Origin of the sequence: Kribbella sp. NPDC023855 (assembly GCF_040639475.1) — a bacterium.
Classification (GTDB): Bacteria; Actinomycetota; Actinomycetes; order Propionibacteriales; family Kribbellaceae; genus Kribbella.
The window spans coordinates 1-10,814 of sequence record NZ_JBFAAA010000029.1 but is presented as its reverse complement, the minus strand read 5'-3'; the positions used below and the strand labels follow the sequence as shown (position 1 = coordinate 10,814).

Sequence of the window (10,814 nt, the reverse complement as noted above, 5' to 3'; positions counted from 1 at the left end):
CGAAACGCTCGGCCAGCATCCGCGGGCGCGCGATCGAGTAGTCGGCACTGTCCACCGAGATCGGCGGATGCTCGTCAGCCATCCGCGCGACGTGCACAACCAGCCGCCGTGAGTTGCCCGGATCAGTCATACAAGCACTTCGGTACCGCAAACAGAGCGGATGGGTCAACAACCGACGGAGCCGCCCGGACTGACAGACGGCACGAGAACAACACCTCCCAGCGGCCGGAGACGTGTTGCCACACATCCGGCACCTCCCCGACGGTCGCCGCACGTCTCGGCGTACGTCGATCTGCATTCGCCAGGCTCCGGGGCCGCACGACTGGTGCCGTGTAGACGCCGGGTGACACCTGTGTCAGCGGGTCGGACCGGCACTGAACACCCCACCGCAGATTCTTGCTATAGACAATGATCGACCTCCCCGCGCAGGTGATCGACCCGCTGCAGGACCGGACCCGCTCCCCCTCTTCAGCTTCGACGACGCGCAGAGTCTCGGACCTCGCACAACGAACCATCGCGTTCCCCCGCGGTTGCCCCCCAACCACCTGCGGATTGCCGGTCAACCGACGTGGTCCCGCCGCTAGCTTCAGGTTGAACGGATCTTCATTTGGTTGGCTTGATGGTTTTGCTCTGGTTGCGGAGGAACTGGATGGCAGGTTCGGTTCTGGCCAGGTTTGCGGCGCGGGCGTAGGCGCTTGCGGCCTCGGTTGGTCGGCCGAGGCGGTGCAGCATCGAACCGCGGGCGGCGTGCAGCAGGTGGTAGTTGGCCAGTGCGTCAGCGAGCCCGTCGAGCAGGTGCAGGCCTTCACTCGGGCCTTCGGTCTCGGCGACGGCAATGGCGCGGTTCAGCGCGACGACCGGCGTCGGCGTGACCGCGATCAATCGGTCGTAGAACCTCACGATCGAGGTCCAATTCGTCTCCTCGTAGCTACCTGCCGCGCAATGCAACGCCTGGATCGCGGCTTGCAGCTGGAACGGCCCGAGCCGGCGCCTGCGCAGACACCCCAGCACGAGCGCCTGCCCCTCGGCAATCAGGGATCGGTCCCACAGCGACCGATCCTGATCCTTCAGCAGTACTACGCCAGTGCCACCGCCGCGGGCGGGCAGGCGCGCGTCGTTCAAAAGCATGAGGGCCAGCAGTCCCACGGCCTCTGGTTCATCCGGCATCAGGACAGACAGCAGCCGGGTCAGTCGTATCGCCTCGGCGCGAAGGTGGCTGCGCCTGGAGTCGTCCGCGCCGGCGTTGTACACCAGATAGAGCACTGAGAGCACTGCGCGCGTCCGGCCCGGCAGTTCGGCGTCGTCGGGCACGCGATAGGGAATGCGCGCCGCCTTGATCTTGTACTTCGCCCGCACCAGGCGTTTCGCCATCGCCTCTTCGCTCATCAGGAACGCCGACGCTACCTCCGACGGCGTGAGCCCCGCGATCAGCCGGAGGGTGAGCGCCACCTGGTGCTCGACCCGGATGGCGGGATGGCAGCACGTGAACACCAGCCGCAACTGATCGTCTCCCAGCATCTCCGACGACTCCCACTCGGCGCCTGACTCGGCGCGGAGTCGATCCGACGCGATGCCCTCGGTCAACTCGCGCCCGCGCCGGGTCCGGCGTACGACGTCGACGGCACGATTCCTCGACGTCGTGACGATCCAGCCGGCCGGGTTCTCCGGAACACCGTCCCGCGGCCACCGATCGAGGGCGGTCACGAAAGCATCCTGTACGGCGTCCTCGGCCAGCGTGATGTCACCGAAGAGCCGGATCAAGGTGGCCACGGCCCGCCCGTGCGCCTCGCGGAAGGCCCGCTCGACGTCGTCCACCCGCGCCTCCGTCAGTGGTCGTCCCGCAGGCGTCCGGTGGCCCGGAACGGCCGCACCTCGATGTCGTGGTTGATGGCTTCCACGACTTTCTCCGCCCACGCGAGCGCCGCATCGAGATCCTCGGCGTTGATGACGTAGAAGCCACCGACGTGCTCCTTCGCCTCCACGAAAGGCCCGTCGATCGTGACCTTGTCGAGGCCTGTACCGCCCCTCACCACCGTCGTCGCGTCCGGACCGTGCAGCGCGCCGCCGAACACGAAGACGCCGGCCCGGTCCATCTCCTCCTCGAGCGCGATCACGCGGCCCATGAAGGCCTGCATCTCCTCAGGCGTGGAAGGCGCACCCGCGACGTTTCCCTCTACCTCGTACACCGACAGCAGGTACTGACTCATCTCGACTCCTCAGGTCCGCGGGAGCATCCCGCTTCGACCTAGTGACGAAAGACCGAGGCACGATCAGGACAACTCTCGCACCGAATCTCGATTTTTTGTCCCCGGCCGCGCCTAGCCTGACGGGTATGAACCGCATCGACCGTCTGTACGCCCTGGTCGAGGAGCGGCGGGACCGAGGGGCCGTACCGCGCGGCAGCTGGCCGGGCACTTCGAGATCAGTGTCAGGACCGTCGAGCGCGACCTGAGCGCACTCGGCCAGGCCGGTGTCCCGCTCGCGACCAAGCAAGGACGCACCGGCGGCTACACACTTGACCGGTCGATGAGCCTGCCCCCGCTCAACTTCACGCCCCGCGAGGCCACGGCGGTAGCGGTAGCACTGAGCCGGAGCGACCACGTGCTCTTCGCCCGCGACGCCCGCAGCGCATTGCAGAAGATCGTGGCCGCGATGCCGGAGCGCGCCCTCGAGGAAGCGCGCACCGCTGCCGCGAAGGTCAGACTGCTCATCCAGCCGGTGCCTGACCCCGATGCCGAGGTCGCCGAGAGGATCTGGCGAGCCGTCCGCGACGGCCACGTACTGCGCATCTGGTACATCGACGTCGGCGGCATCGAGACCGAGCGCGAGGTCGAACCGCAACACGTCGTCGTCGGGCCCAACGGCTCGTACCTCACCGCCTGGTGCCACCTGCGGCAGGACGACCGAGTGTTCCGGATGGACCGCATCACTCGCGCCGAGCCCACCCCGACACCGCCACAGCCGCGGCGCGCTGCCCCTGAGGTGAAGGTCGACGGCCACGACACGAAGATGCCGGAGTCGGCGCTCCGTCCCGAAGATCTTCTGCCGAACACCGACATAGGGCTGTCGCGAGCCCCTGCGACGGTGGGACCAACCCGCCGCTCCGGTGGGTGATCCACACGCAGAAGGAGACCCTCATGACCGTTCCCGGCACGCTGGCCTGGTTCGAAGTCGCCACCAGCGACCCCGACGGCACCCAGAAGTTCTTCGGCAGCCTCTTCGACTGGAGCTTCGACGCAGACGGCCCCGCCGCGGCCGGCGGCATGGACTACCGCAACATCAAGGCCTCCGGAGCCGACGCACCGATGGGCGGCATCTTCGGTACCGGCGGTCAGATGCCTGGCCACGCGGTGTTCTACATCCTCGTCGCCGACGTCGAGGCCACCTGCGCGGACGCCGAACAGCTCGGCGGCTCAGTCGTCAGCAAGCACCTCGATCCCGGGCCGGGCGCCCCTGCCTTCGCCTACCTCCGCGACCCGTCGGGCAACCAGTTCGGCGTCTTCTCCCCACCGGCGGCCTGATGGCACAACCCCCGAAGCGCCCCTCCCCGCCGGACCGATCCGGCGGAGACGAGGCCCGCGACCTGTACGACGAACTCACCGACGACCTGCTCTACGACCCGGCGATCGGCCGGTCCACGATGATGGGCTACCCCTGCGTCCGGCTCGCTGGGCAGTTCCTCGCGTCGTACGACGAGAAGGCTGCCTGCCTGATCGTCAAACTACCGAGCGAGCGGGTAGCCGAACTCGTGAGAGCCGGCACCGGCGACGAGTTCACCCCGGCCGGCAAGGTCTTCCGTGAGTGGGTCGCCATCCCCACGCTCGATCGGCAACTCTGGCGCACCCTCCTGGCCGAGGCCGTCGCCTTCGCGCGGAGGCCCCTGAGTGGCTAGGGGCCTCCGGGTCAGATCAGTACCACTTGTGGGTGAGACCCCGAGAAATCGGGGCTGGACCACTCCCACTTCTGGTCGTTGTCGGCGCCGTTGCACTGCCGCGTGGTCACCCTGGAGCCCGGTAGCTGCTGCAGGCACAGGTTGCTGGCTGAGTTCCTGATCTGACTGGCGCACCGGTACCAAGAAGCGTCTTAGTCGGGGATGGCTCCGAGGCTCATGTTGGCGATGGTGCCTGCGATTCCGCTGGCTCGGTCCGAGGCGATGAACGTGACGATCTCGGCCATTTCCTGGAGGCTGGGCAGGCGTTTGCGGTGCGTGCGCCCGGCGACCATGTCCTGGAACTGGTCGCGGGTGATTCCGTGTGCCTTGGCGTGGATGCCGAAGACCTCTTCGATCGTGCCGCTGTCGGGCATGCCCTGGGTGCGGACGCCGGCCACGCGAACGCCGTACGGCGCGAGCTCGGCCGAGAGGTCCCTGATCAGGGCCTCCTCGGCCGCCATGGCCAATGCGACGCCACCCATGAGCGGGTTGGCGATCCGGGAGGGAACCGAGGTCACGGTCATGATCACGCCCGAGCCCTTCGCCGTCATGTGCCGGCCGGCAAGGCGGGCGGTCAGGAAGTTGGCTCGCACGTGCTCGGCTATCGGCCGCATGAAGTCGTCGACGTCGAGATCGACGAGTGGAACGCCCTGCAGGGTGGTGTTGCGCAGCCCGACGGCGTTGAACGAGATGTCGACGCCGCCCGCCTTCTCGATCACAGTGTCGAGGTGCGCGGCCACGGCGCTCTCGTCGAGCGCGTTGACCTGCGCGGACTCGGCCACGCCACCTCCCGCACTGATCTCCTTGGCGAGTAGCTCCGCCTTCGATAGGGTGCGGCCGGTGAGAAAGACCCTTGCCCCTTCGCGCGCGAACGTCTTGGCGACAGCGTGACCGATGGCACCGCCGGCTCCGTAGATCACGGCGGTCTTGTCCTGGAGCAGCAGACTCGTGGTCATGGATTGCCTTCCGTTCACTGGTTCTGCGCCGCGGAGACGAGGGCCGCGTTCTGGCGCTCGAGCGCCTTGAGCGCACCGCTGTTCCAGCTGTCGGCAAGCGCCTGTGAGAAGGGATCGGGGAAGATCTCGTCTTCTCCCTTGGCAAGCCCGTCGAAGATGGCCCGGGCTACCGATTGCGGTGACGCCTTCGGAATGTCGAGGTCACGCACCATGTCGGTGTCCACGGGACCGGGCAGCACGGCATGAACGTCGACGCCCTGACCGGCGAGCGTGGCACGCAGGGACTGCGTCAACGAGAACGCGGCCGCCTTCGACATCGAGTACGCCGGACTGATCGGCACGGCAGCCACCGCCGCCATCGACAGCACGTTGACGATCGCGCCCTTCGACTCGACCAGTCGGGGCAAGAGTGCCTGGATGACGCCATAGGGGCCGAAGAGGTTGACCCCGAGATGCCGCTCCAGGCCGGCTCGATCGGCCAGGTCTTCATAGCCGTAGACGCCCGCGTTGTTGATCAGGACGTCGAGTGAACCAACCGTTTCCGAAGCGGCGGCGATCTGTCCGGCGTTGGTCACGTCGAGGGTCAGCAGCGTGACGCGCTCATCCGCGTGAGTGAACGGCTGTCGGGTGCCGGCGTAGACCCTCTTGGCGCCTCTGCTCAGCGCCTCCTCGACCAGCGCCTTCCCGATGCCGCGGCCGGCTCCAGTCACCAGGACCGTCTTGTCCGCGAGTGTCATGCGTTCTCCTTGTCAGGTGGAAATCGAACTGTCGAGAGTGCAGACACCCCACCGCCGGCGAAATGGGCGGCGCGTGATGCGCCCAGTTTTCGGCCCGGCCGGTGTCACAACTGAGGAAGACTGGCGAACCTGACACCAGGCGAGGTGATGACACGTGACCGCGAGCGAGCTGATCGCAAGGGCGCGCAATGGGGATGACGAGGCGTTCCGGCAACTGACAGAGCAACATCGCCGGGAGCTGCACATGCACTGCTACCGGATGCTCGGCTCGTTCCAGGACGCCGAGGACGTTCTGCAGGACACGCTGCTCGCCGCATGGCGCGGTCTCGACCGGTTCGAGGGGCGGTCCACGATCCGCACCTGGCTGTACCGGATCGCCACCAACCAGTGCCTCAACGCGCTTCGCTCGGCCGGTCGCCGCCTGGCAAAGGAGTGGGATGTGCCCGAGATCGAACCACCGGAGCCGAGCCGGCACGGCGAAATCGTCTGGCTCGAGCCGTACCCCGACGCACTCCTCGACGGCGCGATCGCCAGACCGCCCGGCCCGGAAGCACGCTACGAGCAGAAGGAGGCCATCTCGCTGGCGTTCGTCACCGCGCTGCAGCTCCTGCCCGCCCGCCAGCGGGCCGTCCTGATCCTGCGCGAGGTGCTCGGCTACCCGGCAGCCGAGGTCGCCGACATCCTCGACTCCTCCGTCGAATCGGTCACCAGCGCGCTCAAACGGGCACGCGCCACGCTGCAGCGGCGCACCCCGCCGGACGGAACCACCGCTTCGTCGCCGACGCTCGCCTCACCGGCCGAGCAGGCACTCGTGGCGAGGTTCACTCGCGCGTACGAAGCCGGCGACATCGATGCCTTGGTTGCCCTGCTCACCGACGACGTTCGGGTCTCGATGCCGCCGATGCCGCTCGAATACCTCGGCCGCGACGCCGTCGCCGGTTTCTACACCGCGCTCATGAGCGCCAACCGCGAGTACCACCTGGTCCCCACGCGCGCCAACGGCCAACCGGCCTTCGGCACCTACCTCCGCGCGCGCACCGACGGCATCCGGCACGGGACCGGGCTTCTCGTCCTCACCCTGGCCGGCGACCGGATCTCCGCCGTGACCCGCTTCGACAACAGCGTCCTCCCCTGGTTCGGCCTCCCCCGCTCCCTGCCCAGCAACTGACTGCCATTCCGCAACCAAAGGTTGCGCATGCCCGATGACCTCACTATCCTGATCCGCAACCAAACGTTGCAGATAAAGGAACTTCCTATGAATCAGGCAGAGGCACGTGAACTCATGAATGACCCGGTGGCGCGGACGCTGATCGAGGCGCCAGTCCACGCCCGCCTTGCCTACACGGCGAAGGACGGCTCACCGCGAGTCGTTCCCATCGGCTACATCTGGAACGGCGAGGCCTTCGTCATGGCTTCTCCTCCTAATGCCCCAAAGGTGAGGGCCCTCTCCGTCAACCCGAAGGTGGCGTTGACGATCGACACCGAAGATTTTCCGCCGAACATCCTCCTGGTCCGGGGCGAGGCGGCACTCGAGACCGTGGATGGCGTCCCGGACGAATTCGTCGAGGCCGCACGGCGGTTCGTCGGAGAAGAGCGCATGCCGGAATGGGAATCCGGAGCACGCAGCCTCTACCAGCAGATGGTGCTCATTCGCATCACGCCGACCTGGGCCAAGATCATTGACTTCGAGACCCGCTTCCCTGGCTACGTCGAGGAACTGATCAAGGCACAGTAAGAGCGACCTGGGGCCGGGATGTAAGCGAATCTCTGCTGCGGGGATATGAGGGGTGTGAAGCAAACAACGCCAGACGGGCAGTTCGAGCAGCTCTACCGGGCGAACTACGTGGCCGTGCTGACCTACGTCGTCCGTCGGACGGCGGACGCGGAGACGGCTCGCGACGTGGTCTCGGAAGTGTTCGAGATCGCGTGGCGACGTCGCGACGAGATCCCGGCCCACCACGAACTGCCGTGGCTGTACCAGGTTGCGGCCAACCGGCTCGGACATCGGTACCGCAGTGACCACCGCGAACTCCAAGCGCTGCGAAGGCTCGCCACCGAGACCGCCACGGACAGTGTCACGCGAGGCACCGCGGAGCAGGTGGAGGCGGCACATGCGCTGGCCGATGTGGTCACGGCGCTTGGCCGGCTCAGCCTCAAGGATCAGCAGATCCTGCTGCTCAATGCCTGGGAGGGTCTGTCCGGCCAAGAGCTGGCTGTTGCGCTCGGATGCTCCACCACGGCGGCCGGAGTTCGGCTGCACCGTGCCCGGCGACGGCTCAAGTCCGCCGTCGGTACCGATCGTGAATCTTCCACCCCGCCGGCAGTCGGCCTCGCGCCGTCCGTCGACGAACCCGTTCAGAGAACAGGACACAGCTCATGACGCGTACTTCGAGGATGGACACCCTCCGCACCAACGATCCCGCCGCCAACACGGCGCCCGCACTCGACGCCCGCGCCGAGGCCGACCTTCAGCGAATCGTCGGCATCCCCGCCGAGGCGGGCTCGGTCGGTGACATCCGGCACCCCACTCCGGTACTGCGTTCACGGAGGCGGCTGGCCGTAGCCGTTGCGGCGGGCGGTGCCCTGGTAGCCGGCGTCGCGGTCGCCGCACCCCTGCTTGGTGGCCGGGAGACCGGCTCACCGGCGTACGCGGTGACCGACGCCGGGGACGGCAAGATCACCGTCACCATCTACCGGGCGGAGGATGCCGAAGGACTGGAACGCCGACTGGCCCAGGCCGGGCTCCGGGCCGAGGTCGTCTACTTCCCGCGCGGTATGCGGTGCGAACGGTCGCCGCGGGGTGTCGGGTTCGACGGCCAGTGGAGCAAGACCGACAACTGGGACGGACAACGCTCGCACGGAATCTCGTACACGCTCAAGCCGGCCGAGTTCAAGGACGCCACCTTGGTGATCGAGCAGTCCGACTCGAAGGCAACGGCGCCAGGGCAGCCGACCGTTGCCTTCAGCAACAGGATGGGCTTCCTGAAAAACGGCACCTTCGGCCCCTGCGTCCTGACACCGCTGCGCTGACCGTTTGTCAGTTGGTTTGCCGGTGGTGGGCGCAGATGGCGGCGATCCAGCTCCAGCCGAGGACGATCGCCACGCCGAAGGCGGTGATGGTGACCGGCTTGCCGGCGCCTGCCATCAGCCCGGCGAAGGCGCCGAAGAACAGCACGCCGGTGACAGTGGAGTAGCGGGCCCAGCCTGCCTGCCCGGTACTGCGGTAGTGCGCCGCCATCACCAGACACCCGGCGATCAGCCCGGTGAACCCGATGGTCCCAGCCACGAAGTGCCCCATCCCGCGAGCGCTGATCTCGGCGTAGTCGGCCGGCGTACCGGCGGGAAAACCGGAGGCCGGGTCGGCCGGGAAAATCGCGGCCAGCAGCAGACCGACGCCGTACGCGCCGAGCAGCCGTGGCGCCCACCGGCTGCCGCGGCCGGCGATCGACCGGCGCAGCCCCACGGCAGCAGCGATCGAGAGAATGCCGGCGACCACGAAGTTGACCGTCTGGATCCACCCCGGCCCGCCGTTGGCGAGCAGGCTGGCGGGGTGGCGGGTGATGTCGAAACCTTCCCGCGTCGCGGCCTGTCCGAGCCAAACAGCCGTGTAGAGCGGCCCGGCCACCAGGCCGGCAGTCAGCAAGGTACGAGTGATGACGCGAGGCGTCGTGCGAACGACTGAAACGCTGGTGGTGGTCATGATCCAGGGTCCTTCCGAAACAGGGGTTTTGTTCCTTCACCCCTGCGTCGACCAACTCCCCCAGAAATCGACACCACTGCCCGCACTACTTCGCCCGAGGTCTTACGGAGGCGGCGATGAAGCCTCGTCGGCGCGGACGGCGGACTCCAAAGCGAGAGACACGTGCCAGAAGAGCTTTTCGGGACTGGCCGTGGCGAACCGCGCTCCCTTGCCGATCGCCTCGTCGTACCTGCGCCGGTTCCGCATCGCTGCGGAGTAGACAATCACGGGTTGGACGTAGCCGCGCGACCGCAGACGTGCCAGCAACTCGTACCCCGCGACCGCCTTGCGACCGCGACCCAGGTCGGTCAACACCACGTCGTACGTACCGCTTGACAGTTCGCGCAGCGCCTCCGTGGTCGAGATGACCTCCTTGACGGCCACGCCGATGCGCTCGAACGCCCGGCGCTCGTAGGAGTTGTTGCTGGGGTGGTCGTCGACCCACAGGATCCGGGGCTGTCGACCCAACCGGTCGACGGCGTCTTCGACGAGCCGTACCTGTCGCCGGGTGCGCCACGGGAACCACAGTGCGGAGCCACCGCGTCGCAGCGCGGCTCTACGAAGTTCCTTGACTGCCTCGTCACCGCGCTTGATCTTGACTTTGAGGCCGGCCGGCCCGGCCACCTCGACCTCACCCCCTGCCGATGCCAGGACATGGCGGATCTGGTTTCGGAACAACACGAGGATCAGCACGATCACGAGCAGAGCGAGTGTACTGACGCCGGCCGTGAGCTGGCCGTCACTGAGATTTGCCAACTGCGCCATGAGTGCCCCCAAGAGAAACCTTGCCACTCGTCTGCCCCCAAGTCACGAGCCGGCGCCACGCGAGCGTGGGGTCGGCGTCGAGGTCGCCGCCTCTGAGCGGCTCGCTTCGGCACCACGCTGGCTTTCATCGACTGTCCTCGAAGTCGCTCGCCGTACCTGCTCGATGCCGCGCAGCGAGCGATGCTGCTGCGCTGCCTTCCGAGGTGGCGAGGAACCGATGGCGATCCGAGCGCAGTGCAGAAGCTCAAACGCTCCACCACTACCCATTGTGACAATTTCGGTTCATAGTGGGTCTAACGGGCACAAAATGTGACCGTGGGTGAGCAATGATCCGCCAGGTGATTGGTCGTCGTATTCGGCTTGGCGGGGAGCAAGGGCGAAACCGGCACCCGACCGACCAATCGGGAGTGTCAAATGTCCGGTCACTTTGTCCTGCCCGCGCGCCCTCTTCGGCGCCGCCCAGCCACCTCCGCCACCGCATCGCGCCGCCGATCTCGTTCCCAGCGGCCTTCGTCGGCCGGCTCAGCCAGGAGCAGTGCCGGCTGGCCATCCGGCTACCTCAAAAAGGCCGCGGCGCCGCTCGTCGCCGCAGTCATCGCCCTGGGCGCAACCGTGGTCGGCGCTTCGCCGGCGCAGGCTGCAGAGCCGTCGGGCGACTGGTACCAGGGGTATCAGTTCGTGCGGAA

The 10,814-nt window shown here is 67.3% G+C and carries 14 protein-coding genes; 8 read left to right on the top strand and 6 right to left on the bottom strand.

Annotation, left to right across the window (positions count from 1 at the left end; translation table 11 throughout):
* Positions 1-603 precede the first annotated feature (603 nt).
* Together AB0F51_RS39850 and AB0F51_RS39845 are read right to left on the bottom strand one after the other, a co-directional pair.
* A complete protein-coding gene (locus AB0F51_RS39850) occupies positions 604-1,815 on the bottom strand; it encodes a sigma-70 family RNA polymerase sigma factor (RefSeq protein ID WP_360289117.1) in 1,212 nt (403 codons plus the stop codon).
* Positions 1,816-1,826: 11 nt separating this feature from the next.
* Positions 1,827-2,207 carry a YciI family protein gene (locus AB0F51_RS39845; protein ID WP_360289115.1) on the bottom strand — a complete coding sequence of 127 codons (381 nt, stop codon included), beginning with the start codon at positions 2,205-2,207 and terminating at the stop codon, positions 1,827-1,829.
* A gap of 196 nt (positions 2,208-2,403) precedes the next feature.
* On the opposite strand from AB0F51_RS39845, the gene AB0F51_RS39840 reads away from it, so the two are divergent.
* From AB0F51_RS39840 to AB0F51_RS39830, 3 genes are read left to right on the top strand one after another with little or no spacing between them, the layout of a single operon-like run.
* The gene (locus AB0F51_RS39840; protein ID WP_360289118.1) at positions 2,404-3,114 is read left to right on the top strand and encodes a WYL domain-containing protein; all 711 of its coding nucleotides are present in this window, start codon (positions 2,404-2,406) and stop codon (positions 3,112-3,114) included.
* Positions 3,115-3,137: 23 nt separating this feature from the next.
* Complete coding sequence (locus tag AB0F51_RS39835; protein WP_360289114.1) at positions 3,138-3,521, top strand: VOC family protein; 384 nt, start codon at positions 3,138-3,140, stop codon at positions 3,519-3,521.
* Positions 3,521-3,892 (top strand): hypothetical protein, encoded by a 372-nt coding sequence (locus AB0F51_RS39830; protein WP_360289112.1) that lies wholly within the window; start codon positions 3,521-3,523, stop codon positions 3,890-3,892. The genes AB0F51_RS39835 and AB0F51_RS39830 overlap by 1 nt, the downstream gene beginning before the upstream one ends.
* A 191-nt stretch (positions 3,893-4,083) precedes the next feature.
* Here AB0F51_RS39830 and AB0F51_RS39825 read toward each other — a convergent pair whose 3' ends face one another.
* Both AB0F51_RS39825 and AB0F51_RS39820 read right to left on the bottom strand, forming a co-directional pair.
* Positions 4,084-4,887 carry an SDR family oxidoreductase gene (locus tag AB0F51_RS39825; protein ID WP_360289110.1) on the bottom strand — a complete coding sequence of 268 codons (804 nt, stop codon included), beginning with the start codon at positions 4,885-4,887 and terminating at the stop codon, positions 4,084-4,086.
* A 14-nt stretch (positions 4,888-4,901) separates the two neighbouring features.
* The gene (locus tag AB0F51_RS39820) at positions 4,902-5,624 is read right to left on the bottom strand and encodes an SDR family NAD(P)-dependent oxidoreductase (RefSeq protein ID WP_360289108.1); all 723 of its coding nucleotides are present in this window, start codon (positions 5,622-5,624) and stop codon (positions 4,902-4,904) included.
* Positions 5,625-5,778: 154 nt separating this feature from the next.
* On the opposite strand from AB0F51_RS39820, the gene AB0F51_RS39815 reads away from it, so the two are divergent.
* From AB0F51_RS39815 to AB0F51_RS39800, 4 genes are read left to right on the top strand one after another with little or no spacing between them, the layout of a single operon-like run.
* Entirely contained in the window at positions 5,779-6,792 is a 1,014-nt protein-coding gene (locus AB0F51_RS39815) for a sigma-70 family RNA polymerase sigma factor (protein ID WP_360289106.1), read from the top strand.
* A gap of 27 nt (positions 6,793-6,819) precedes the next feature.
* On the top strand, positions 6,820-7,359 hold the full coding sequence (locus tag AB0F51_RS39810) for a pyridoxamine 5'-phosphate oxidase family protein (protein WP_360289105.1): 540 nt from the start codon (positions 6,820-6,822) through the stop codon (positions 7,357-7,359).
* Between the two features lie 54 nt (positions 7,360-7,413).
* Complete coding sequence (locus AB0F51_RS39805) at positions 7,414-8,004, top strand: sigma-70 family RNA polymerase sigma factor (protein ID WP_360289103.1); 591 nt, start codon at positions 7,414-7,416, stop codon at positions 8,002-8,004.
* Positions 8,001-8,654 carry a hypothetical protein gene (locus AB0F51_RS39800; protein WP_360289101.1) on the top strand — a complete coding sequence of 218 codons (654 nt, stop codon included), beginning with the start codon at positions 8,001-8,003 and terminating at the stop codon, positions 8,652-8,654. The genes AB0F51_RS39805 and AB0F51_RS39800 overlap by 4 nt, the downstream gene beginning before the upstream one ends.
* Before the next feature lie 7 nt (positions 8,655-8,661).
* On the opposite strand, the gene AB0F51_RS39795 is transcribed toward AB0F51_RS39800, so the two are convergent.
* Both AB0F51_RS39795 and AB0F51_RS39790 read right to left on the bottom strand, forming a co-directional pair.
* Entirely contained in the window at positions 8,662-9,324 is a 663-nt protein-coding gene (locus tag AB0F51_RS39795) for a DUF998 domain-containing protein (protein ID WP_360289099.1), read from the bottom strand.
* Positions 9,325-9,426: 102 nt separating this feature from the next.
* Complete coding sequence (locus tag AB0F51_RS39790; protein ID WP_360289097.1) at positions 9,427-10,128, bottom strand: response regulator; 702 nt, start codon at positions 10,126-10,128, stop codon at positions 9,427-9,429.
* A 414-nt stretch (positions 10,129-10,542) separates the two neighbouring features.
* Between AB0F51_RS39790 and AB0F51_RS39785 the strand changes: the two genes are divergently transcribed.
* The coding region (locus AB0F51_RS39785) for a hypothetical protein (protein WP_360289095.1) at positions 10,543-10,814 on the top strand (272 nt) is incomplete at its 3' end.